This window comes from Dysgonomonas sp. Marseille-P4677, from assembly GCF_016652235.1.
Classification (GTDB): Bacteria; Bacteroidota; Bacteroidia; order Bacteroidales; family Dysgonomonadaceae; genus Dysgonomonas.
This window is the reverse complement of sequence record NZ_JAEPKU010000054.1, coordinates 1-26514: the sequence shown is the minus strand read 5'-3', so window position 1 is coordinate 26514 and position 26514 is coordinate 1. Positions and strand designations below refer to the sequence as shown.

Annotated in this window: 12 protein-coding genes; 6 read left to right on the top strand and 6 right to left on the bottom strand. The window is 35.9% G+C overall.

All coding sequences use genetic code 11. The annotated features are described in order from the left end of the window. Positions 1 to 165: 165 nt before the first annotated feature. A complete protein-coding gene (locus JGH11_RS10695; protein ID WP_201111583.1) occupies positions 166 to 1809 on the bottom strand; it encodes a DUF6377 domain-containing protein in 1644 nt (547 codons plus the stop codon). Between the two features lie 269 nt (positions 1810 to 2078). On the opposite strand from JGH11_RS10695, the gene JGH11_RS10690 reads away from it, so the two are divergent. The 6 genes from JGH11_RS10690 (at position 2079) to JGH11_RS10665 (ending at position 14567) form a co-directional block, all read left to right on the top strand. Further along, positions 2079 to 4526 carry an ABC transporter permease gene (locus JGH11_RS10690; protein ID WP_201111582.1) on the top strand — a complete coding sequence of 816 codons (2448 nt, stop codon included), beginning with the start codon at positions 2079 to 2081 and terminating at the stop codon, positions 4524 to 4526. Positions 4527 to 5202: 676 nt separating this feature from the next. Beyond that, positions 5203 to 6216 (top strand): glycosyl hydrolase, encoded by a 1014-nt coding sequence (locus JGH11_RS10685; protein WP_201111581.1) that lies wholly within the window; start codon positions 5203 to 5205, stop codon positions 6214 to 6216. A 42-nt stretch (positions 6217 to 6258) separates the two neighbouring features. Then, positions 6259 to 8061 carry a glycoside hydrolase family 2 protein gene (locus tag JGH11_RS10680; RefSeq protein WP_201111580.1) on the top strand — a complete coding sequence of 601 codons (1803 nt, stop codon included), beginning with the start codon at positions 6259 to 6261 and terminating at the stop codon, positions 8059 to 8061. A 35-nt stretch (positions 8062 to 8096) separates the two neighbouring features. Beyond that, positions 8097 to 9902 (top strand): glycoside hydrolase family 2 protein, encoded by a 1806-nt coding sequence (locus JGH11_RS10675; protein WP_201111579.1) that lies wholly within the window; start codon positions 8097 to 8099, stop codon positions 9900 to 9902. A 23-nt stretch (positions 9903 to 9925) separates the two neighbouring features. After that, complete coding sequence (locus JGH11_RS10670) at positions 9926 to 12403, top strand: glutaminase domain-containing protein (RefSeq protein ID WP_201111578.1); 2478 nt, start codon at positions 9926 to 9928, stop codon at positions 12401 to 12403. A 109-nt stretch (positions 12404 to 12512) separates the two neighbouring features. Next, positions 12513 to 14567, top strand: coding sequence for a beta-L-arabinofuranosidase domain-containing protein (locus tag JGH11_RS10665; RefSeq protein WP_201111577.1), 2055 nt, complete (start codon positions 12513 to 12515; stop codon positions 14565 to 14567). Between the two features lie 102 nt (positions 14568 to 14669). Here the strand turns inward: JGH11_RS10665 and JGH11_RS10660 are convergent, their stop codons facing one another. From JGH11_RS10660 to JGH11_RS10640, 5 genes are all read right to left on the bottom strand, one after another. Then, entirely contained in the window at positions 14670 to 18662 is a 3993-nt protein-coding gene (locus tag JGH11_RS10660) for a two-component regulator propeller domain-containing protein (protein ID WP_201111576.1), read from the bottom strand. A gap of 134 nt (positions 18663 to 18796) precedes the next feature. Continuing rightward, the gene (locus JGH11_RS10655; protein ID WP_201111575.1) at positions 18797 to 19720 is read right to left on the bottom strand and encodes a BT_3044 domain-containing protein; all 924 of its coding nucleotides are present in this window, start codon (positions 19718 to 19720) and stop codon (positions 18797 to 18799) included. A gap of 12 nt (positions 19721 to 19732) precedes the next feature. Further along, entirely contained in the window at positions 19733 to 21727 is a 1995-nt protein-coding gene (locus JGH11_RS10650) for a RagB/SusD family nutrient uptake outer membrane protein (RefSeq protein WP_201111574.1), read from the bottom strand. A 17-nt stretch (positions 21728 to 21744) separates the two neighbouring features. Continuing rightward, positions 21745 to 24840: a TonB-dependent receptor gene (locus tag JGH11_RS10645; RefSeq protein ID WP_201111573.1), complete on the bottom strand. Its 3096-nt coding sequence runs from the start codon at positions 24838 to 24840 to the stop codon at positions 21745 to 21747. 44 nt (positions 24841 to 24884) lie between these two features. Continuing rightward, positions 24885 to 26252 carry an IPT/TIG domain-containing protein gene (locus JGH11_RS10640; RefSeq protein WP_201111572.1) on the bottom strand — a complete coding sequence of 456 codons (1368 nt, stop codon included), beginning with the start codon at positions 26250 to 26252 and terminating at the stop codon, positions 24885 to 24887. Positions 26253 to 26514: the final 262 nt, after the last annotated feature.

Here is a 26514-nt window from a genome sequence, read left to right as displayed (position 1 = left end):
TAACAATATATTACAACAACTTAAAATAAAAAAAAAAGTGGATAATATATAAAGGAATATAGGCTATAAGGAGAGATAATGAAAGCTATTTATCAGAACCTTTCGAAAGGTAGACAACTCCTTTTTAGAAAATAAAATCAATTACTTTTATATTCTCGTCAGAGATTATCGGATCGCTTTAACTAGAGACTCAAAGTCGTCGCGAACTACACGTGCCCGATTCTTAACCTTTGCTCTATAGTTGTAAATTGTGTTGACTGAATAACGTAAAAATTCTGCAATTTGCGAGCTATCATCAATTCCTAAACGGATAAGGGCGAAAATTCTCAACTCTGTATTAAGCAACTCTCCTTTTTTAAGTACTATAGGATCATTTTCTTTAAGTAAGGCGTTAAACTTATTTACAAAATCGGGAAAAAGCTGAAGAAATGCACTATCAAAATTTATATACAATTCTTTCACTTCGTCTTCAAGTGCATCTTGTGAGCGTGTTATCTTGAGCAAATCGGCAGTCTTCCCATCTGATATTTTTTTATTTACCATTCGTCGGTATGCATCCAGTTTATCTATATATGTGGAGCAAAGCTTTATAAAGCGCCCTATGTATTCTTCTTTTATCTCGTTCGATTCCGAAAGATCAAGATTAGTTGTTTGCAAACAAATATTCGTTTCTTTTAACTCCTCATTTAGTTCCTTCAATTGCTTGTTCACATCCTCCAGATTGTTTCTTGCTACAGCTAATCTCTTCATCTGACGGTATATATATCCAGCTGCAGCAATCAACATAATACATAATACACTTATTAGAATTACATAGTTACGAAGTTGGTGATTCTGTTTTTCTATCATTGCCTGATATGTTTTATCTATAAGAGACAGGATCCCTGCACTTTGCAAACTCCTTAATCTGGCATTATAAAACATTGTTTCGCTCCACGAAAAACGCATATACCTGTAGGCATGCTCAATTTCGCCATCTTCTGATAATAATTCGGCCAACATCCACAATGAAGCATGATCTTTAATGGCAGCATGTATATCCGAAAGGGCAGATAAGGCGAAATAATGTTTCTCTTGTTCTTTATCACCTTCATTACGATACGAAAGTGCTCTATGATACGTTACCATTGAATATTCCGGCGTACCGAAAGCGGCTCTGGATAAACGAATATCATTGATCTTGCGTGCCTCTTTATTTTTTCCAGCATCGCGATATGCGGTTTCCTGCATAGTCAATAGCAGATCGCTCCCTTGTGGCAATACGGTAAGCAGAGAATCTTTATAAGCATCGGCTATCTGACGATAACGATGCGAAGTACTCCTGTCTTGAGTATAAAACGCCATTTCACCATAAAGATGGTAGTGAGTATCGTAATAATCAATTATAAAATGGGATGGTAATTTTTTTCGGTCAACGGATTCTAGAACATCCACAGCTTCCTTATACATACCTGATGATCCTAGTAGATAGGATAACTGTAATTTTGTCTCGCACAGGCGCTCATTATCATTTAATTTTTCTGCTATGACTACATTTTTATTTAGATATAAAATCGCAGAATCACATACATAAGGCTTATATTCTTTAAACAACTGCATATTCAGATCATATAACTCTATTGAATACGGCTGAGTTATACGCACCCTTTCTTTAAGTTCCTCTATACGGTTATTTCGTCTATCTGAGTATAACTTGCTTTCATCAATAGATTTATCTAATTGAAGTAATAATGAATCTAACGTAGATTGGGCAGAAACAATATTCGAAAATATTGTCAATAACAATAATACAAAAAGCCTGATTCTCATTTATATATTTAAACCTAGTATTAGAAAGACAAAGATAATGAATCTAAAATTAGAAACTTTCAATAAGAAAAAAAATCTATCATTTTGTTTGTATAATTCTTTCATTCATGATTTTCTCTTTTTTGTAAACAAATTGAACAACTTCTGTAAATTTTCTTTACACATACCTCTTTCAATAAAACAACAAACAACTATATATCAAACCATTAAAAAGATGGCATAACTTTAGTATTATCAATAAAGCCATACACGTAATTTTATATAATAATATGAAGACCATATTCCGAAATTTCATTCATATACTCAAACGATTTAAAGTTGCCAGCATACTCAATATATTGGGTTTATCTGCTGCGATAGCTGTTTTTATAGTATGTATGATTCAAGTAAAATATGATTTTACGTTCAACCACTATTTTACAAATGTCAGTAAATTATATTTGATTACCCAAAACCAAAACACAACATATGGAGAGCACAGGACTTACAATATGTTTAATAAAAACCTAGAAACTCTCCGACAAAATATTCCTCAACTTGACAAATCACATACAACGCAGATGCACACATATGGAGGTAGTAGGAGAATAAATAAGGAGAACTCCAAAGATACCTTCTGGGAACCTGTTACAAGTGTAGAAAGCAATTTCTTTGATATTTTCAATATCGAGATTATTGAAGGAAATGCTAAAGAGGCTTTATCAGACATTAATCAATTGATAATAAGTGAAAGTGTATCAAAGAAATGCTTTGGAGATGAAAGTCCAATAGGTAAAACATTGATTGTTTCGATGTCAAAGACCGAAAGATTAGAAGATGGAGTTAGCATCAGTGACGCAGAACTTCCAATGGTCATAAAAGCCGTTTACAAAGATTTCCCGAACAATACAAGCTTTGATAATGGTTTGATTACATCATTACAAAATCCGGAAAGATTAGAAATTATTACAGATTCGGGAACTGCTTGGACCGGTTCTATGTATACTTATTATAAAGTAGACAACGAAGATGAAAAACAACAGATAGAAACCATTCTTTCAGACAAAAAAATCATCGATCTTTTAAAAATAGATAATCCTAATAAAAAGAATATAAAAAAGGCAAAAGGGGAAGGAGAATTACAAGTGCTAAAAACCAGTTTAGAACTAACCCCTATCTCGAATATACAGATACATCACCCTGATGCGACATCGAAAGGCAAATCCATTTCGAGAGTACTAGCTCTTCTGGCTATTGGTTGTGTAACTCTGATTATCGCATACATTAATTTCATGAATTTCATAACTGCAATGGCTCCAGCCCGACTAAAAACTATTAATATCCAAAAAATACTGGGAGCAAATAGAATCACACAAAGCCTATCTATCATCTCAGAAGCGATCTTTCTAACTCTCATAGCATTAGCTATATCATTATTTGTAGTACATTGGATATCTACTTCAGCCGAATTGAGCCATTTTTTTGAAGCCAGCATAAATCTTGCAGACAATCTTCACTTTATCTTGCTTCTATCCATTATTCTCGCATGTATAGCTGCCATAGCTGCTATTTATCCGGCTATTTATCTCACAAAGTTTAAGCCTATTGTCAATTATGGCGGAGCTTCGGCAAATACTAAAGGTTCAGGGTTAAGAAGTGCATTAACAATAATACAATATCTGGCTGCTATCGTTCTTATTCTTGTTGCCTTGTTTATCAAGATACAGCATAATTATATGAAATATCACGATATGGGGCTGGATAAAGAAAATGTAATATATGTAGACAATATCGATAATAGAGGAGGTACAATCATAAACGACGCCCAAACCTATGCCAGTGAAGCTTTAAAATCGCCTGTAATCCTAGAGAGTACAGCCGCCGATTACAAAATAGGTTCTGGCATCATCTCTATCTTTGGAGAAGAACGGAACGGCGAATTTATACTATCCAGCCGTTTTTCTGCAAGAAAGAATTTTTTAGATTTCTTTGGTATTAAAGTTATCGCTAATGATTCAGAATTAAAAGTCAAAGACAAACATACGTTTGAAACGTACAACCAGACTTTTATAAACAGTATCAGTGATAAGCGACGTAAAGAAATGGAAGCTGAAAACATCATTATATTTGAAGATTTCAATTTCGACAAGATTCAGAACCCGATAGAAGGCCTCAACATTACACTAAATGACACAAAAGAAAATAACTCTTATATTTATTTTAAACTACCGGCAGATGGTATAGGTGAAGGAATAAAGCATTTAGAGAACACATGGAAAAAAATGACAACATCCCCTTTCAATATCTATTTTCTAGATGAAGAAATAGCAAAACAATACAAAGCCGAACAAGATCTGGCATTTCTGTTATCTGTTTTTTCATTTACGGTTATCCTCATTGCTGTTATGGGAGTATACGGACTGATTACTTTCAGTTCCCGATACAAGGCTAAAGAAATAGCCATTAGAAAAGTTCAAGGAGCTACCGAAAAGCAAATAATACTTCTACTCAACAAAGGTATTCTTTCTCAATTTATTTTAGCATTTATCCTAGCTGTACCAATAGCTTATTATATCGTGGATAAATGGCTTGAGCAATTTGCATTCAAAACTCCGGTTTATTGGTGGGTATTTCTTTTGGGTGCTGCCATAATATTTGTGATAACCGTTATTACCGTTAGTGTACAAAGCTATAGAGCTGCTACTGCCAATCCGATATTTGCATTAAAAGACGAATAATCGATATACTTATTTATTATAAATTTATAATATAGAATAATCTTTTTCGTTTTCTTCTGATTTTCTTGCAATTTAAAGTATATTTATAGTGATATGCAGCAAAATAGGTTAATTTTGCTGCATGTAATTGTTATAAACCAATGTCTCAGGTATAAAAGCTATTTTAAGGCCCGAAAAGAGAAAATCCATTAAATGCAATTAGCAAAGCCAGAACAGATACACCTGTTAATGTAGAGGTCGAAAGAAAAAGATAAACGCGATAAAACAAAGAAGCTGTATATCTTTCGACATACAGCTCCATATCTATTCTTTGTTGTCTCACTAAGATTCGAACTTAGACAGGCAGAACCAAAATCTGCAGTGCTACCATTACACCATGAGACAAACTCATTGCCCTAAAAAGGCGGTACAAAAGTATATCAATTTTATTGAAAAACAAAAAAAAACAGAACTTTTTACATGAGCATACTAAAAATAGTGTATACAAGCCAGTTTCTGACCTGATATTCCTGTTTTTTGAACAATAAATTCAGACTTATTTAAGCGTATAGGCCTATTTTTGTAATATCCGAAAATATAAATGGATAGTAATGGTTTTGAAGAAAAAATAAAATTTATGTGGGATTTGAATACTCATACGTCTTGTATAATGAAGCTCTATCTCATAATTAATAATATGAAACTAATTAAAACTCTAATTTTATTAATTACGCTCACCTTAGTGCTGCCTGTTTGTGCTCAAGAAGCTAATCAGCCGGATGCACCACTATATCGTGATCCTATAACAGATGGAGCTGCCGACCCTTGCGTATTTTATAATCCAATCGAAAAAGCATGGTGGATGCTTTATACACAACGACGGGCTAATGTAGAAACTGCTGATGTTGCATATTGCTACGGCAATGAAATAGGCATTGCTTATTCTGAAGACAACGGAAAAAGCTGGAGATACAGAGGTAACTTAAGTCTTGACTTCGAGAGAGGTAAAAATACATTCTGGGCTCCTGACGTAGTTCTGCACAATGGAGTTTATCATATGTTCGTATCCTACATAAGAGGTGTTGCCAATCATTGGAGCGGAACCGCTACCATGATGCATTACACCAGCACAAACCTATGGGATTGGAAATTTGAAGGACCGGCAAAACTTCCTAAAGACAATGTGATAGATGCGACTCTTATACAACTTCCAAATGGGAATTGGCGTATGTGGTATAAATGGGACAGCAAATCACTTTTTGCTGACAGCAAGGATTTGTATACATGGACAGGCGATGCAACACCTGCAGTAAGCGATACGCCACACGAAGGAGCCAAAGCGTTTAAATTTAAAGGCTCCTATTGGCTGGTTACTGATGAATGGAAAGGAATGGCAGTATATAAATCAGATAACTTATTAAAATGGACAAAACAGCCAAACAGAATTCTGGAGACTGCGAGTGGACGCCAAGACGATTATCCGAGCGGTTCGCATGGGGATGTGGTAGTCATAGGAGATAAAGCATATATATTCTATTTCACTCATCCCGGAAGAAGGTTTCACACAAAAGATTATCATGACAAAAATGGAAATATCCCTTACGATATGAGAAGATCCTCAATTCAGGTTGCCGAACTGGAATTAGTTAATGGAGAATTGATTGTCAGAGATAGAGATAAACCTTTTGGAATTTATCTACCAAACAATTAAATCAAAAAATAAATTATTGTATAATACCTAGAAAAACTAGAAATGAAAAAGATTTTATTGCTAGCATTAGCATTATCAACAACGTGTGTATTCGCCCAGTGGAAACCCGCAGGCGACAAGTTAAAAACGAAATGGGCCGAAACCATTGATGTTAAAAATGTATTACCTGAGTATCCTCGTCCTATTATGGAACGCAGCGATTGGTCTAATCTGAACGGACTATGGGAATACGCTATTCTACCTGTAGGAAAACCGGAACCTCAAAAATTTGATGGTGAAATCCTAGTTCCTTTTGCTGTAGAATCAAGTCTATCAGGTGTACAAAAGGAGCTGGGTAAAAACAATGAACTATGGTACAAACGCTCTTTTACAGTGCCATCTACCTGGAAAGGAAAAAATATTTTACTCCATTTCGGTGCTGTTGACTGGAAGACTGAAGTATTTATCAATGACATAAAAGTCGGAACTCACACCGGAGGATTCACACCTTTCAGCTTCGACATCACTCCATACCTAACATCAGGAAACCAAAAAATGGTAGTCAAAGTATGGGATCCTACTGATGATGGAGATCAGGCCAGAGGAAAACAAATAAAAAATCCTCATGGAATCTGGTATACTCCTGTATCCGGTATTTGGCAAACTGTTTGGTTAGAACCTGTAGCTCAAAAACATATTGCCGCTATTAAAGCAATACCTTACATTGATAATAACAGACTTTCTATTGATGTTTGTGCAGAAGGTAAATCAGCAGGAGACATAATCGAAGTTGTAGTAAAAGAAGGACCTAAAACTGTAGCTACAAGTAAATTTGCGGCAGGACAAGCAATAGATATCAATATTCCTAACATGAAACTTTGGTCGCCTGAAACTCCATTTTTATATGATCTGGATATCACACTATACAGCAATGGTAAAGTTGTGGACAAAGTGAAAAGCTACACTGCTATGCGTAAAATATCATCAAAAAAAGATGCCAATGGTATTTATCGCTTTCAATTGAATAATAAAGATTACTTCCAATTCGGACCTTTGGATCAAGGTTGGTGGCCTGACGGATTATACACAGCTCCAACTGACGAGGCTCTAGTGTATGATATTCAAAAAACAAAAGATTTCGGATTCAACATGATCCGTAAGCATGTGAAAGTAGAGCCTGCACGCTGGTATACTCATTGCGATAGACTAGGTATACTTGTATGGCAGGATATGCCAAATGGAGGTCCATCTCCTCAATGGCAAAATCAAAAATATTTTGACGGAAAAGAAGTTCAACGCTCAATCGAATCAGAAAATATATATCGTAAAGAGTGGAGAGAAATTATGGATTATCTGATTTCATACCCTTCGATTGTAACATGGGTACCTTTCAATGAAGCATGGGGACAATTTAAAACACCTGAAATCGTAGAATGGACTAAGAATCACGACCCTTCGCGTTTAGTTAATCCTGCTAGTGGTGGAAATCACTATCATGTAGGTGATATGATCGATTTACATAATTATCCGGGACCAGACATGTATCTTTTTGATGCAAAAAGAGCTAATGTCCTTGGTGAATACGGAGGTATCGGACTTCCTCTCGAAAATCATTTATGGCAAACAGATAAAAACTGGGGATATGTTCAGTTCAAAAATTCGAAAGAAGTAACAGACGAATATATTAAATATGCTGAAGCTTTAAAAGAATTTATCAAAAGAGGGTTTACAGCAGCTGTATACACTCAGACTACCGATGTGGAAGGTGAAGTAAACGGATTAATGACTTATGACCGTAAAGTCATTAAACTGGAAGAGCATCGACTTAGAAAGATAAATCTAGAAATTTGCAATTCCTTTAAATAAAAAAAGTATTGCCCAATATATCTAACCGAGAACAAATGAGAAAAATAGTTTCATTATTTGTACTTGGATGCCTATTGAGCGTATGCTTTACATACGCTCAAACAGGTATTCCGCGCCCAGAGTACCCTCGCCCACAATTTGAAAGAAACACTTGGATAAATCTAAATGGTAAATGGTCATTCACTTTCGACTTTGGAAAGTCGGGAATGGACAGAAAACTCTTCGAGAGTAAAGGCTTCGATAAGAACATTACAGTACCTTATTGCCCTGAAAGTAAATTGTCAGGCGTAGAGTATAAAGATTTTATAAACGCAATGTGGTATCATCGTAAGATACAAGCTCCCGAAAATTGGTCTGATCAGAAGATTTTACTTAATTTCGGAGCAGTTGACTACTATGCAGTAATATACATTGATGGAAAACTAGCCGGAAGACATTGGGGAGGAACATCATCATTCAGCATTGATGTTACATTATACCTTAACGATTCGAAAGAACATGATCTGGTTGTGTATGTAGAAGACGACCAACGTTCGGGAGAACAAGCCAGAGGAAAACAATCCGGTAATTTCTTTTCCCAAGGATGCGATTACACGCGTACGACAGGTATCTGGCAAACAGTATGGATGGAAGCAGTAAATCCTAAGGGATTAAAAAGTACATATATAGTACCAGACTTAGACGAAGAACGCTTCATTATCGAACCTAAGTTCTATGGTACTCAAAAAGGTCAAAAGTTACGTGTTACAGTGAAAGATGGTAATAAAACAGTTAGTACTACCATCGTTTCAGCAAGCGACAATAATTATGCTATCGTACCTGTAAAGAAAGCAAAGACATGGTCTCCTGAGTCACCATTCTTGTACGATATTGATCTTGATGTACTTGATACAACAGGAAAAATACTAGATCATGTACAGGCATATGCCGGTATGAGAAAAATACATGTAGAAGGCAATAAATTAATGCTTAATAACGAACCATACTTCTTACGTCTGGTTCTTGATCAAGGCTTTTATCCTACAGGAGTATGGACTGCTCCTACCGACAATGATCTGAAACGTGATATAGAATTATTGATGCAAGCCGGATTTAACGGAGCTCGCCTTCATCAAAAAGTATTTGAAGAACGTTTTCATTATTGGGCAGACAAATTAGGATATCTTACATGGGGCGAGACTTCAAGTTGGGGTATCGATAATATAGGAATAGAAGCCCATCGTAACTTCCTTTCGGAATGGGAAGAAATTGTAGTAAGAGATCGCAATCATCCTTCTATCATAGCATGGACCCCTCTGAATGAAGCCGGACGCCCGGACGGAGAAAGAGCAAAACAGTACGAACGTTTTGTAAGAGATCTTTACAGAATAAGTCATGCTTTAGATTATCGTCCTGTAAATGACGCCAGCGGATGGGTACATGTTATCACTGATCTATGGACAGTACATAATTACGAACAGGATGGCAATAAACTACGAGAAGCACTCATACCGAAAGACAACGGAGACGTATTCCAAAACTCAAGGAACCAAGAACCCAGATATGCAGGGCAACCTTATTTTATTGACGAATGGGGTGGTATAAAATGGGTTGTTGGTAAACAATTTGCAGAAAACACATGGGGATACGGAGAAGGTCCGAAAACAGAAGAAGAATTCTACCAACGTTTAGAATCTTTGACTGATGCAATTATCAGCATACCACATATGATGGGACACTGTTATACGCAACTCACCGATGTAGAACAAGAGCAGAATGGCATATACAATTATGACAGAACAGCCAAATTTGATATGAAGCGAATAAAAGCCATATTAAGTAAAACTCCTCAGAGAAAATAATTATTTACATTCAAAAATATTCAATGAAAAAATTACTTTATCTACTTTGCTTTGCAGGTTTATTAAGTTGTGAAAGCGCTAAAGCACCTGCGAAAGTTATCAAAAATGATTTAAGAGCTCCGGCTTATCCATTAGTCACAATAGACCCTTATACTTCGGCATGGTCTATGAACGACAATCTTTATGATGGATCGATAAAGCACTGGACCGGAAAAGAATTTCCTCTAATCGGTGCAATACGTGTCGATGGACAGGTTTACCGCTTTATGGGCGTAGAACAAACTCCGTTAAAAGCTATTGCTGCCATGTCCACAACTACTGCATGGGCAGGAAAATACACGTTTGACACTCCGGCTAATGGATGGGAAAGACCTGTATTTAACGATGCTAACTGGAAAGAAGGGCAGGCTGCTTTTGGGACAACAGACGAAACAAATGTAAACACAGTATGGAATACCAAGAATATATGGGTACGCAGATATATCAAAATAGATGAAGATCTTTCCAATAAGAAAGTTTTTCTGGAATACTCACACGACGATGTTTTTACTTTATATATCAATGGAATTGAAGTTGTAAAAACAGACTATTCATGGAATAAAAATATAATTATTCCTCTTAATGACGAAGTAGTGAAGTCGTTGCAAAATGGAGAGACTGTTATATCGGTACACTGTGAAAACAGAACAGGTGGAGGCCTTGTTGATTTTGGTATCTATGTTGAAGAGAATATAGAAACATTCTTAAGTACAACTGCTGTACAAAAATCGGCAGATGTACAAGCCACCCAAACCCGTTATTCTTTCGAGTGTGGTAATGTAGAGCTTAATCTGTCTTTTCTTGCTCCATTATTAATGGAAGACCTAAATCTGGTATCTCGTCCTGTAAATTATATCTCTTATGATGTAAAATCTCTTGATGGGAAAGATCATGATGTTGAAATATATTTTGAAGCAGCACCGCACTGGGCTTTGAATGTGCCATCGCAGGCAAACAACGCCGAAGGCTTTGAAAAAGATGGCCTTTTATTCCTAAAAACAGGAGGTGTAAATCAGAAGATATTAGGTAAGAGAGGTGATGATATACGTATCGACTGGGGATATTTCTACTTAAGCGGCGAAAAAAACAATTCGACCTATAACGTTGGAGATCCGTTCCAAATGCGTAGTGCATTTGCTAAAGACGGCAAATTGACCGACGACGTAAGCGTAAAGGACAATGCCAACATTGCAATATCTCAGTCGCTTGGTAAAGGACAATCTGTATCTGGTAAAATACTTATCGGATACGATGATATTTATTCTATCCAATATTTTGGTGACAATCTTCGTCCGTATTGGAATAAGAAAGGTGACAAAACAATAGAACAAGCCTTTGTTGAAGCCAATAAAGACTTTGATAAACTTAGCGAGAAATGTGATGAGTTTGACTATAACCTAATGATAGAAGCGACTCAGGCAGGAGGTAAAGAATATGCGGAGCTTTGTGCTTTAGCTTACCGTCAGGCAATATCAGCTCACAAAATTGTAGAAGCACCTAATGGTGATTTACTTTTCCTATCAAAAGAAAACAACAGTAACGGCTCTATTGGTACTGTGGATGTAACCTATCCATCAGCTCCTTTATTTTTGTACTATAATCCTGAATTAGCGAAAGGTTTACTAAACCATATCTTCTATTACAGCGAAAGCAATAAATGGACAAAACCTTTCCCTGCTCATGATATAGGTACATACCCTTGGGCAAACGGACAAACTTATGGTGGAGATATGCCTGTAGAGGAAGCTGGAAACATGCTAGCCCTAACCGCTGCTATTGCTGCTGTAGAAGGAAATGCCAAATATGCTGAAAAACATTGGGATGTATTGACTGTATGGACAGACTATCTTGTAGAAAAAGGACTTGATCCTGAAAACCAACTTTGTACAGATGATTTTGCAGGACACTTTGCTCACAATGTAAATCTTTCTGTAAAAGCAATTATGGGTATCGCTTCTTATGGATATTTAGCCGATATGCTTGGTAAAAAAGAAATTGCCGAAAAATATACAAACAAGGCTAAGGAAATGGCTCAAGAATGGGTGAAAATGGCAGATGATGGAGACCATTACCGTCTTACATTTGACCAACCCGGTACTTGGAGTCAGAAGTATAATTTGATATGGGATAAAATTTTGAAATTAGAGATATTCCCAGAATCGGTAGCTCAAAAAGAAATCCCTTATTATTTGACAAAACAGAATGAATACGGATTACCTCTTGACAGCCGCAAAAATTATACTAAATCAGACTGGATTATCTGGACTGCAACTTTGACTAATGATGATGCTACCTTCCAGAAGTTTGTTTTACCTATTCATAAATTTATGAATGAAACAACAGACCGTGTTCCAATGAGCGACTGGTATAATACCGACAATAAAACTCATGTCGGATTTAAGGCACGTTCAGTTGTTGGAGGATATTACATCAAGATGTTGAGTGGCAGGTTACTGAAATAAACATTTTTTCTTATAACGGTAATAAATATTTACAATATTGGATCAGAATATATTTCTGATCCAATATTATTTCTTTCCAGAAAAACAAAGCTTTAAATTCAAAACACATATGAAAAAAAACATTCTAAAGCTAATATTGTTAGGAGCTGCATCTATCTTATACTCTACAGTTGCTATATCTGATAATAGCTCTGAAATCACGATTGTAGACAGACCAACCGTAAATACAATTAACAGTTATTACAAAAGTAATAAACAACCTCTACTACCAAGCAATTTCATTAAATTGCCTGTAGGCCATGTTAAGCCTCAGGGATGGGCTAAACGCTATTTAGAACTCCAACGGGACGGACTCACCGGCCAGCTTGGAGAAATTAGCGCTTGGCTAAACAAAAAGAATAATGCATGGCTTAATGCCGGAGGTGAATATGGCTGGGAAGAAGTACCTTACTGGCTAAAAGGCTATGGTAATATGGCATATATTTTAGGTGATCCTAAAATGATAGCTGAAACAAAAATATGGATTGAAGCAGCATTTAAAAGTCAACAACCCGATGGTTACTTCGGCCCAATAAACGAAAGAAACGGTAAAAGAGAATTATGGGCAAATATGATTATGCTATGGTGTCTTCAATCTTACTATGAATACTCAAATGACAAGCGTGTTATAGATCTGATGACCAATTACTTTAAATGGCAGTTAACTGTTCCTGACGAAAAATTCCTGAAAGACTATTGGGAAAATTCTCGAGGCGGAGACAACATTTATAGCGTATATTGGCTATATAACATTACAGGAGACGCATTTCTGCTAGACCTTGTTCATAAGATACATCGTAATACGGCAAATTGGATGATGGATTCGTCTCTTCCAAACTGGCACAATGTTAATATCGCACAGGGATTTCGTGAACCGGCAACCTATTACATGTTAACTAAAAACCCTGCACACCTGAAAGCAACATACAACGTACATAATCTGATTCGTCGTACATTCGGTCAGGTTTCGGGAGGAATGTTTGGTGCTGACGAAAATGCCCGCATGGGATACATCGATCCGCGACAAGGAACGGAAACTTGTGGATTTGTAGAGCAAATGGCCTCAGACGAAATGATGCTATGGTATACAGGAGATCCTTTATGGGCAGAACATTGTGAAGACATTGCTTTCAACTCCTACCCTGCCGCAGTAATGCCTGACTTTAAGTCGCTACGTTATATAACTTGCCCAAATCATGTACAAAGCGATTCGGAGAACCATCGACCAGGTATAGACAATGATGGACCATTCCTAGCCATGAACCCTTTTAGCAGCCGTTGCTGCCAACACAATCATGCTCAAGGATGGCCTTATTTCATCGAAAACCTAATTCTAGCCACTCCCGACAATGGGGCTGCCGCTGCTATTTATGCAGCTTGCGAAGCTAAAGTGAAAGTAGGAACCGGTACAGAGGTTACGATAAGTGAAGATACCCAATATCCATTTGATGATATAATTCGCTTTAAAATAAGCACACCAAAGAAAGTCAAATTCCCATTCTATTTACGCATTCCATCATGGACCAAAGATCCACAACTGGAAATAAACGGAAAGAAAGCCGAAATTACTCTGATAGCCGGAAAATATGCTTGCATAAACCGTGAATGGAAAAATGGAGATGTTGTAGCAGTTACTTATCCAATGGATTTTTCATTAAAGACATGGCAAGTAAATAAAAATAGCGTCAGCATAAATTATGGACCATTGACTCTCTCTTTGAACATTGATGAACGTTATCATAAAGTAGATAGCAAAGAAACAGCCATCGGAGATTCTAAATGGCAGGAAACAGCCGATCCATCAAAATGGCCATCGTATGAAATATATCCTAATACGCCATGGAACTATGCTTTGGTTCTTGATTCTAAAAATCCATTCGGTAATCTGGTTGTAGAAAAAAGAGCATGGCCTGCTGATAATTTTCCTTTCACACAACAAAACTCCCCAATCGTAGTGAAAGCAAAAGGCAGACAAATTCCGTCATGGGTTTTAGATCAATATAAACTATGTGGTGTTTTACCAGATGAAGATTGTGAAAAATCATCGCAGAAGGATGATATCACTCTCGTACCTATGGGTACAGCACGTCTTCGTATAACTTCATTCCCTGCTTCATACGAATAATCGAATAATTTATTCACATTCATAGAAAAACCGGTGATCCTATAGAATAGGTTAATCACCGGTTTTTATTATCTATCATACTCTCATTTGACAGCTACCGACTCATATACCTTTTTGTTTTTCAGCAACATAATCCTTTGGCAATACACCAAATTGAGTTTTAAAACATTTGGCAAAATAAGAAGAGGAGCTAAAAGCAACTCGTTCACAAATCTCCGACATCGGCAAATCCCCGTGAAGTATCATTTCCGCAGCTTTATTTAGGCGTAAAACCTTAAGATAATCATTCGGCGACATACCTGTAATGCCCTTTATTTTTCGATAGAAGCTTGAACGACTCATAAACATTGTTTCTGCAATATTATCAATAGAGAAATCCAACTCAGCGATATGATTTTCAATCTCACTATGAAGCCTATCTAAAAATTCTTTATCTTTTTTTGATATTGATAAATCAACAGTTACAGGTACCGGATAAGCCGTAATCATTTTTTGGAGAGAAAGCCTTAATTTTATAAGATTTTCTATCTGTTTTCGTAAATGCCTTATCGAAAATGGTTTTTCCAGATACACATCAGCTCCATATTCTAGCCCCTCCAGCTTGGCTTCGAGTGTGGCTTTTGCCGTTAACAGCACCACAGGAATATGGCTATAATTCACGTCTGACTTTACATAGCGACACAATTCAAATCCATCCATTTCGGGCATCATGACATCACTCACTATGATATCTACAGTTTCTGTTGATAATATATCAAGAGCCTTTTTCCCATTCTCAACTTTCAGTATTGAGAAATAAGGATTCAATGAATCATCGATCATATTTAATAATTCAATATTATCCTCGACCAACAACACTTTATAATTAGAGAATGCGGAGACTGTCTCTTTTCTATCAGATTCGAGTAGTTCCATCGAATCAAATATATCTGTAGCAGGTTCGTTTATAGCAATAGTCTCATCATACATGGTAGGAATAGATAATATAAATGAAGATCCGCCCCATTCGTTATCCGTCAACGACAGATTGCCTTTATGATTCTCAGCCAGTAACTTAGAAAAGGCTAACCCGATCCCTGTTCCTGTATTTGTATTATTCTTTTCCCCTATTTGATAAAAAGCCTCAAAGACCTTATTCTTCTCCGAATCTGAGATTCCCGGTCCATCGTCTATCACCGCTATTTCGAAATGATCGTCAAAACATTGGAGACGCAGTTCAATACGAGTTTTTGCAAATTTAAGCGCATTACCCAACAAGTTAACGATTATCTTAGTTATTTTTTCTCTATCAATATACCCTCTTATCTCGTGTTGTGGAAGTGAAAGTAGCAGATGAATATGTTCTGATTCTGCCGACTGTAAGAACTGCTCATGCACATCATATAGCAAACGATCTAAACTCTCTTCTTTCAAATTTAATTGAGTATTACGATTCTCTATTTTTTGGAAATCGAGCAGCTGATTGACAATATCGAGCAAATAATTTACATTCTTATTTATAATCTTCAGGTATTTCCATTCTTTAATATCTTCCTTATGATGTTCTGACAATTTTTCTAATGGTAAGCTTATTAAGCTTAATGGCGTTCTGATCTCATGTACCAGATTTATAAAAAAACTAATCTTCGACTGGTATACTTCCTTTTCTTTTTCTACCTGAAACTCTTCTAATTGGCGTTGAAACTTATTTTTTGACCTCCGATTAATGTATTTCCATATGAAATAGAATGCGATGACGAAACATAAGATGTAGATCATATAAGCGAGAGTCGATCTCCACCATGGAGGAAGAATTACGATATGAACGCTAGCTCCATCTTCATTCCATTTACTATCGTTATTAGCACCCTTTACCCGGAAAACATATTCCCCCGGAGGTAGATTTGTATAAGACGCAAGATTGGAATTCTCACTATTTACCCAATCTTTATCAAATCCTTCGAGCTTATATTTATATTTATTTCTAATAGGTTCTTCATAACTAAGAGCACTAAACTCTAAGACAAGACTATTATTGGCATAAGGTAGTTCTATTTCTTTTGCTAGATACACAGCCCCTGTCAGATTTAATAATTTACGACCTTCCTCATCATCTGTATTATATAATCTTATATTGACAATATATACAGGAGGAATATAACTATTTTCTTTAAAATCAACAGGGAAGAAAGCATTAAACCCATTTATTCCACCAAAGTAAAGCTTTCCTATATCTGATTTTAAAGACGCCTTAAAATTAAATTGATTACTTTGCAGACCATCTTCTTGTGTAAAAAGCTTTCTACTGGCCTTATCAGTGGGATTTATCCTTAATAACCCTGCATTACTTGATATCCAAAAGTTCCCAAGCCTATCCTCCTCTATCGAATATATAACCTTGTTAGGCAAAATCTCATTTGAAGGGTCAAAATCTGTAAATGATTCATCTCCTTCATTAAAATAGCATAGGCCTCCACCATTTGTTCCAAACCAGATTCGCCCATTAGATTCTTCGAAAAGAGTAATAACCGAATTACTATTTATCGAATTAAGATTTTCATCTTCATGAATATAATGCTTCCATTGGCCACCTTTAAATTCGTATCTAAAAACCCCTGAGTTATGTGTTGCGACCCATAGAAAACCACTACGATCTTGCATTATATCAAAAACAGAGGTCATTGTACCGACAAAATTCAATGTTTCAAAATTATCATCTGTCCTATTATAACGACATAGCCCCCAAGAGGTACCAACATAGATATTTCCATCTGTATCTTTGTAGAGAGATAGAATATCGTTACTACAAATTGTATTAGTAGATTCCCGTATATGATAATACTCTTTCAGATGATTCGTCTTCAGATTGATAACCTTTAGCCCCTCTGAATAAGTTCCGATCCAAAGATTATCTTCATCTATCAATAGTGATCTGATATCTAGTTTCTGATTCTTAAGGGGAAGTTTATATACTTCCAACTTTTGTGTCTTATTATTTAATACCTTCAAACCATCCTGCGATCCGATCCAAATATTCCGATCTTTATCTTCACAAAACTGGCTGATCACCTTTCCTGTACTTAAAAGCGGTGCAGACGTAGGGCTGTAGTATTCAAACACTTTAGTCTGCGGAGCCAAATAATTTACTCCTCCCAAGTATGTAGATATCCAAAAACCGCCTTCTTCATCTTTCAATATATCATAAATAGACTGATCACTCAGACTTCGAGAATCCATAGGATTATCCATCCTGATAAATTCATGACTTAAAATATTGAATGTATACAATCCATTATCTGAACCTACAAGTAATTCCAAATTGGAGAAACGCGAAATCGCCCTTATTGTACCAATATTTTGATCTTTATTATTGTAATGAGATATCTGTTTGGTCTTACTATCAAGGCAACTAAGATTATTCGTGCCTATACTAAACCATATACTATCCTCAATAACATGTATACAATTAATCTTAGGGTTTGCTAAACTTTTATTATTTAGAAAAGAGCTATAAGATTCAATGTATTTACCATCCTGGTTATAGCAAATAAGTCCCTCTTGTAAGGATGATAGGTATACACGGTCATTACTATCAATATCTATGTCCCATACAAAAGCTGTGTGTTGACTATACTGTTTTAGATCGTCGGTTATAGGATCGTAGAGAAAAAAACCTTGTCCCAAAGTTGCAATCCACATCTTACCATTTTTTGTTTTAACAATTTTCTTGACTTCTCCGCTTATGGATACATCATATTGTGTTTTTTTAGAAAAATGTACAAAATGCCCTTTTTCTCTCTCATAAATATAAATTCCACTACTTGTACCTACCCATAGATTTCTGTTTCCGTCCTCAAATAAGGTTTGAACTGAATTATTCCCAAGAGAGAAGGTGTTTTGTATATCATTTCTATATATAGAGAACTTACGGCCATCAAAGCAATTAAGACCATCATTTGTTCCAAACCAGACAAATCCATAACTATCCTGAAATATACACCATACAGTATTGTGAGATAAACCTGCTTCAACCTGATATTTTTTGAAAAAATATTGCTTTGCAGATATTATATTTACGAGGGATAATAAAAGACAAAATATAAAAAGTTTTTTCATGTTCTTTTTTTAACAGGAATACCTGAGAACGTAATTCCTCAGGTATTATTTTCTGTAGTAAATATAATATAAATTAATCGACTAAGCATTCTTTTATGACAATACGATGCCATAAAATTACTTGGATTATATATCTATTTATCTATCGAACGTGTATTTGAAAGAGTAATATTATCTGCAATCATTTCTACAGGAAACCCAACATTATGCAAATCTTTATATCTATATTTCATCTTAATTATAGTATTAACAGATACTTTTCTTTTATCCGAAAGATCATCTTCTCTTGTTATCTCAACACTTGCACTCTCTTTTACAAATTCGATATTAGGATCTAACGCGCTCATTGAAACACTATTATCATCTTCTATTTTTATATGGATGATATATTTATCCCTATCCGGATCCTGATAATCTATATTTCCGGCATAGGTATAACATTCATTATGAGAAATGGCATAAAGAGTTCTACTCGGTCCGTCAACCTCTCCTCCTCCAACTTCCTTTACCTTACCTGATGATTTATAAACACCTGAAAAGCTATTAGAAAAAATCAATCTCATTAGTAGTGTACTGTATTTGGGTTGAGCAATCGAGTACCTAGAAGTTTCTTTGATAGATAGAGGAAGAATATATTCTTTATATTTATCAGGGAGATTCTCTAAATTCTTTAGTTCCAAATTAAAAGCAACATATTCTTGACCCGCTTTTATTATAATAGTAGAATCGCCTGGGATCAACGAATAATTAGAAGATGGAAAAGCCGGATGATAAAAAGCTTTTTCATCTTTATACTTCTCAAAATTATATCCATTTAATGTATCATTCGCTACTCCGATTCGGACTTTAACATCCTCATCATTATTAGTTGTTCCATTTATTCCAACCGAAATAGGCAAAAGTATTGCTTCAGAATCTTTCAATTCTACCTGATATTCTTTATAACCATTTTTGACTAAAAGAACAAACTTCTGAAACTGTTCATCGTCTAAATTATCTTGACATGAGTTACATATAAAAGCAACTGATAACAATATAAGTATTAATATTTTTCTCATAGATACTATATTTTAATTCCAATCAGGATTTTGAACTAAGTTAACATTTCTCTTCATCTCACTTTGGGATGGAATAGGCCATAAGTACATTTTACGCAGGAATATTTTTGGTATAGAGGAAACTACTGTTGGTTTATAGAATAGATTCCTTTGTTGATCTGTACCATTCATATCTACATTATACCCCATTATAGGTCCTGCTTCTTCTGTTGCAGCATCTTTCCATCGTCTCAGATCCCAATAACGAGACGACTCTGCAAACATTTCTATTTGGCGTTCATGTTTCAATGCACGACGAAACTCTGTAACACTACTATAAATATTATCTTGTAAATCCGGAATACCGGCCCTCATACGGATAGGTTTAAATGCTGAACGAATATTCGCAATATTTCGCTCTACTTTAATTGTTCGTTCACCTGTAAAATCAGGTATATCATATGACTTCGTAAGTTCGTTCAATGCCTCAGCATACCAAAGTAAAACATCTGCATAACGTATAGCTGGTTCATATTTAGGGACTCTATATCCTCCTTCTTTCCATGAGTCTTCAGGGTGGCAATATTTTTTTAGACCAACACCCGTTCTTAAATAATATTCGAGACGACTAAGGTCTTTACCATTCTCTCCCGATAACTTGTAGTAAAAAATCTGCTGGTTTTTATTTTTAGCATCAGCAGCACTTGTACACTCCCATAAGCTTCCATTAAACGCTATAGATGCATAAAAACGAGGTTCACGATTAGCGTACATTAAAGATACACCTGATAAAAGAAACGGATAATCATTCTGAGACGTAGTATAACCCTCTTTCTTATAATCTCCTGTTGCTTCAGCCTCACCTATGCTACGCCCATCATTCATTCCGTATGCTTCGACTTGTTTCAGAGTTACAGCAATCGTATTTTCTCCGCCCAATGATCTTGGCATCGATTTATGTACAATATCGATAATATCATTTGCTCCGTCATTTGGCCGTGTGAAAATTAATTCTTTATTCTTAGATGGGTTTATTTCACCATTAAACATCTGACGATATGATTGATAAGTATCTATATCAGCCCAACCTTCAGGAAAGTTCTTATTTGAATAACTTGCATTAAAAGGTGGTTTCACAGTTGTCTTTGATGTATCTACAACTAATAATTCATATGTATTCAGCTCCATCACCTCTAATGCAGCGGCAGCAGCCAATGCCCATTTACGTTCATCATAAGTCTGATTAATGAGCTGTTGACCATCTTTATTTTTGAGATCAAACATTTCCTTATTCCCATTAAATAAAGGACTTGCAGCATAAAGAAATACTTTAGCTCTTGCTGCTAATGCTGCACCTCTAGAAGGACGACCAATATTGTTAGCTGTTCGTGAAAGTGGTAAATTCTGAGCTGCCAAAGCGAATTCCTCTGTTATAAATTCAACACATTCGTCATATGTCGACCTAGGAATAGATAATTCTTCATATGACAATGTAACATCCAAACCTTCGTCTTTTATCAATGGCATAGGACCGTATTGTCTTACCAACACCCAATATGCATAAGCGCGAAGAAAACGTGCTTGCGCTTCAAAGTCCTGGCGCTCAGATGCACTCATATCGCGACAATGCTTTATACTATGAATACAGATGGATGCTTTACGAATACATTCATATGCCCTTCCCCATCGGTCTTCTCTTTGATTAGAGGAGGTATATTCACAATTCTGATACTCTCTACATTTATTACCTCCATTATATTTACCAAATATTAAATCATCTGAAGCATAATTGAAATTCCCTCCCTGATCTCCATTTCCATCATTTGGAGAAGCTATATCGCTAACCAAGGTATACATGGGAGCCCATGCATTTGCCAAGAATTCTTCAGCGTAGACACGCTTGGTAAACGCTGAGTCTAACGTTAGCATATCATTGAAATATTTGTCTACACTGAGATAATCGTTACACGAAAAATGCGTAAAAATCAGAGACAAGCAACAAGATATTGTATATATTATTTTTTTCATGTTTCTCATTTTTTTGATTAAAAACTAACCGTTAAGCCTAAAGAATAAGTTTTAGATATTGGATATTTTGCTCCATCAGAACTACCCAACTCAGGATCCCACCAGTCAAAATCACTAAATACTAATAAATTATACCCTAAGAAGAAGACTCTAACATTTTCCATAGCCCAGTTTCTTGTTACACTTTTTGGTAGCGTGTATCCAATCTCTAGGTTCTTTAGACGAAGATATTTACCACTTCTAAGCCAAAATGTAGAGTTTCTATAGTTATTCGCATTACCACCATAGCTAAGTCTTGGAAATAGGGCATCTGTATTTTCAGTAGAAGGATCTCCTGATATCTCACGAGAAATCCATCTATCCTTCGGATTTGATACATACTTCAAGATATTTCCGACTTTACCGTCAGTAAATGGGTATATACTTGATCCCCCTATAAAGAAATCTGATTTTCCTGAACCTTGGAATAAGATATTAAAGTCAATCCCTTTCCAGTCTGCGCTAAAACCAAAGCCATAAGCTAAGTTCGGAGTTGTTGTATATCCAATCGGAACTATATCATCGTCATTAATAATACCATCGCCATTAACATCCTTATATCTAATATCTCCTGGTAATACCGGTTTATCTCCGAATGTTTGTTTTGGACTTTCATCTATCTCCTGCTGATCTTTAAACAAGCCTAGGGAAATCAAACCTCTGGTTTGGTTATGACGATATCCTTTTGCCATTTTATAATATAATTCATTAGCAGCTTCATCAGACTCCAAAACTTCATTCTTTGCATAGGTTAGATTCCCTCTTAGGGTAAGATGAACATCTCCTATTTTTTGTTGAAACGCTATATTTCCATCTAGTCCTTTCGACGTCATGCGCCCTACATTTGCCCAAGGTTTTAGCGATTCCAGCCCCGTTGAATAAGGCATATTATTGCGTCGTATAAAAATACGGCTTCGATCATCTTTAAAGAAATCAATTGCCCCTGTTATTTTCGAGTTAAATAAATTCCAGTCTAAACCAATATTATGTTTTTTAGCAATTTCCCAAGTCAAGTTAGCTGCTCCAAGCCTTTGTATACTCGCTCCATTATATTTATTAGAACCAAATTCGCCCCAATTATAGCCTGGTATATCACTCTTTCTTTCTAGCAATGTCAGATAAGGAAAGCGGTCGTCTGTGACAATATCGTTACCTACTTCTCCATAAGAATAACGTATCTTAAACATTTCTATCCATGAAAAATTATTCTTTATAAAAGGTTCTTCCGAAATGGCCCAACCAACTGCTGCTGCTGGAAAAAATCCAAAACGAGAGCCTTTCTCAAAGTTTTCTGAACCAGTATAACCAAAGTTAAACTCGAAAAGATAACGATCTAAGAAACTATATGTAGCTCTACCAGACAAAGCCATATTGCGTTTAGGGATACCAAAAATAATATCAGAAGCTTTATCATGTTGATGTTGCTTTATTTGCTGTTGATAGACCTTTACCAAACCTCCTACTCTGTGTTTATCACCGAAGAGTCTTTCATAATTTAAAAAGCCCTCCACATATTGTCTCTGATTGCCATTCGATGCAGTCGTCTGAGCCATTGTACTAGCTTCTGCTCTACGAACAAAAATCAAATTACCATCAGCGTCTCTTAGCTTTTCCGCACTCCACATCTCTGGATTTTTCAAACGACTGATATCATTCAGATTATACGTATCATATGCATATAGCAGCGAGAAATTAAGCCCTTTGGTTATAAAAGATAAATCCTGATTCACCTGAATATTTAATTCTGCTTTATTTTCCCAAATATTTCTATATCCAGTCCGAGTTAACATCGCTTCCGGATTTAAAGCGTTCTCATTAGGATCGGTAGGTATAAGTCCATTGCTATACATAACAGGGACAGCAACAGGAGTTAGACGATTCATAAATTTCCATAAATCATCAGAACTACGACCTGGCTTATTCTGATCTACTAACCAGCCACTTACTCCTAAATTCACAGTAGTAGAACGAGTTACATTTACATCTACATTTGCACGATAGTTAACTTTATCATATTTAGCATTTGTATTATAATCATTTAATTTACCACCATCCTTATACATACCACTTTCACTGTAATATGCTGCTGAAATATAATATCGAGCCATAGTACCACCACCACTAATATTTATAGATCCTCTATAATTAGTTGTGCCATCTCTCAATACACGATCTCTCCAATTTACATTCGGATACAGATCAGGGTCTAGTCCATTTTCAAAAATAGCAATCTCAGCTTGAGTATAAATAGGATCCTGATAACGCGACAATCGTGCTTCATTAGCTAGGTTTGCATATTGAATTCCATCAACATATTCCGGCATACGAGAACGTGTCAAATAGCCAAATTCTCCTTTAAAGTTTATGTTCACTTTACCTGCTGCTCCCTTTTTTGTTGTAATCAGAACAACTCCATTTGCTCCCCTTGAGCCATAAACTGCCGTAGCAGAAGCATCTTTTAAGATAGAAAAGGACTCAACATCTTCTACGTTTATTTCATTAAATGGCCTTTCTATACCATCTACTAAAACAAGAGCGCTTGCATTAGCTCCAAACGTACTAATTCCCCTTATCCAAAACTCTGTGAAGTTCGATCCGGGTTCTCCTGATTTTTGTAGTCCTATAATACCTGCAACGTTGCCGACCAAAGCATTACTTATATTTGCAGTAGGCGTTTTCAACGTCTTAGTATCCACAGTAGAAATAGCTCCTACTATCGAAGCTTTACGTTGTACACCCGTCGCCGTTACCACAACTTCATCAAGCTTTGATGTTGCTTCTTCCATTATGACATTAATATTCGTTTTACCTTCTACAGAAACTTCCTGAGAATCAAAACCAATATAAGAGAATACAAGTACTGCATATTTACTGACCTTTATTTTAAAATTACCATTCGTATCTGTAGCGGTACCAAATCCAGGCTGATCTTTTAATATTATCGTCACACCAATAAGGGACTCACCTGTTTTATCTTTAACATTTCCTGTTATTTCTCGATCTTGGGCATTCAATTGAACAACAAAAGCTAGCAGAAATAATATCGGTATTAATATTCGTTTTGCATTTTTCATAAATCTTCTAATTTATCAGATTGTATTTGTAATAATGGAAATGATTATTCTACTAATATCTTGCGTATACGATGGTTGTTCATATCAGCAACATATAGTGCACCATCCGGACCAAAAGCTAATCCTTCCGGATCTCTAAATTTGGCTTTCAATGGCTCTCCATCAAGATAACCCCATCTATCACCTGTTTGCACAACTGGTGTACCAGCCCAAAGAGTTACAACTCCATCTGGTGTTATTTTACGCACACAATGATTTTGCTGTTCTACAACAAACAGATTTCCTTCGTCATCAACCGCCCCTTGACATGGTTGATTAAATCGAGTCTCCTCTCCGATTCCATTCACATAAGCAGCCGCATCTTTCTTCCCTACAAAAGGAGCTAAGTTTTCAATCTTACGTGTTGATAAATTATAATCTCCTTTCAATATGTAATGCTTATTTTTCACTATTACATAAATAGTCTTCCCATCTCGACTAAAAATTGTTGAAAACTCTATATTATCTCCATCCAAATCAAATAGTTCTGTTTGTTCATATGTTTTCTTATCTACTCTAAAGAATGTTCCGTGAGTATACCTGTTATAAAATAATTCATTAGTCACAGGATTTACTGCTACGTGGTTATTTTGTTTATTCTGAACCACCGATTTAACATTTAAGAATCCATTTTTACGGAGCATTACACCCACTGCCATACAGTTATCATAGTTCTGGTCATTTGCCACATACATAGTATCACATGCAGGGTCTGTACCATATGCGAAACAAACTGCACGAGGTCTTCTAAAAGGCCCTGAATTACTACGAATCAAAGTCGAGATCATACCATTATATATTTTACGAATCCCTCCTTCGCCATTCGTACCTTCACCTCTTTCAACTATATACATAGCTCCGTCATTATCAAATGCTATCCATTGAGGATATCTCAATGTAGCTTCTGCAATTGTACCGTCAGTAGTACCCTCTTTAGTACCTGCTATCGTTGTTACATTTTGCTTAAAAATGTATTTAAACTTATCTGTAAAAACGAGCTCCTTAATATTATTTCCCTTTCCAATATGAACTTTCACATTACCTGTATCTGCCCTAACGGGAACGATGGCATAAATAACACTACCGTTAGACCCTATGACCCGCGCTCTCTTATCATTACGTCCAACTGTAACCTTTATATATGAAGTGTCTGTACCAAAATTGCTCCCTCTAATAATCAGTTGAGTCCCTATCCCCCCGCTATCAGGAAAATAAGATGTTATTTCAATAGGTTTATTAAAGTCAGGAGGTATACCTTCTGAAGATTCATAAGGTTTCATTTCATCATTGCAATTACAAAAGAATGCAACAACACTGAGTAACAGGAGAGAGGATATAGCTCTCCAGATTTCGCGCCTTCGATTTCGAATCATACTTTTCTTTTTAAGGTTAGAATTAATAATAAATAGATATAAGCTTCTTCGAACAATAGGTATTTTCCTTAAGAAGCTGTTACTTTAGGCTTGTCCAGAATTAACCAGAAATAATAAAAGATGGAAGAATATGGATTATCTTAGACAACCCATATTCTTCCATCTTTTGAATATTTTTTGTATTTTCTAGACCTTGTTCTAAATAAGTCTCTCTCTCTCTCTCTCTCTCTCTCTCTCTCTCTCTCTCTCTCTCTCTCTCTCT

Bases quoted from the DNA above. Each gene is read 5' to 3' on its own strand.
- JGH11_RS10680 (WP_201111580.1), top strand. From the start codon at position 6,259: ATGAAAAAGATTTTATTGCTAGCATTAGCATTATCAACAACGTGTGTA.
- JGH11_RS10660 (WP_201111576.1), bottom strand. From the start codon at position 18,662: ATGAAAAAACTTTTTATATTTTGTCTTTTATTATCCCTCGTAAATATA.
- JGH11_RS10650 (WP_201111574.1), bottom strand. From the start codon at position 21,727: ATGAAAAAAATAATATATACAATATCTTGTTGCTTGTCTCTGATTTTT.
- JGH11_RS10670 (WP_201111578.1), top strand. From the start codon at position 9,926: ATGAAAAAATTACTTTATCTACTTTGCTTTGCAGGTTTATTAAGTTGT.
- JGH11_RS10640 (WP_201111572.1), bottom strand. From the start codon at position 26,252: ATGATTCGAAATCGAAGGCGCGAAATCTGGAGAGCTATATCCTCTCTC.
- JGH11_RS10655 (WP_201111575.1), bottom strand. From the start codon at position 19,720: ATGAGAAAAATATTAATACTTATATTGTTATCAGTTGCTTTTATATGT.
- JGH11_RS10645 (WP_201111573.1), bottom strand. From the start codon at position 24,840: ATGAAAAATGCAAAACGAATATTAATACCGATATTATTTCTGCTAGCT.
- JGH11_RS10675 (WP_201111579.1), top strand. From the start codon at position 8,097: ATGAGAAAAATAGTTTCATTATTTGTACTTGGATGCCTATTGAGCGTA.
- JGH11_RS10665 (WP_201111577.1), top strand. From the start codon at position 12,513: ATGAAAAAAAACATTCTAAAGCTAATATTGTTAGGAGCTGCATCTATC.
- JGH11_RS10690 (WP_201111582.1), top strand. From the start codon at position 2,079: ATGAAGACCATATTCCGAAATTTCATTCATATACTCAAACGATTTAAA.
- JGH11_RS10695 (WP_201111583.1), bottom strand. From the start codon at position 1,809: ATGAGAATCAGGCTTTTTGTATTATTGTTATTGACAATATTTTCGAAT.
- JGH11_RS10685 (WP_201111581.1), top strand. From the start codon at position 5,203: ATGAAACTAATTAAAACTCTAATTTTATTAATTACGCTCACCTTAGTG.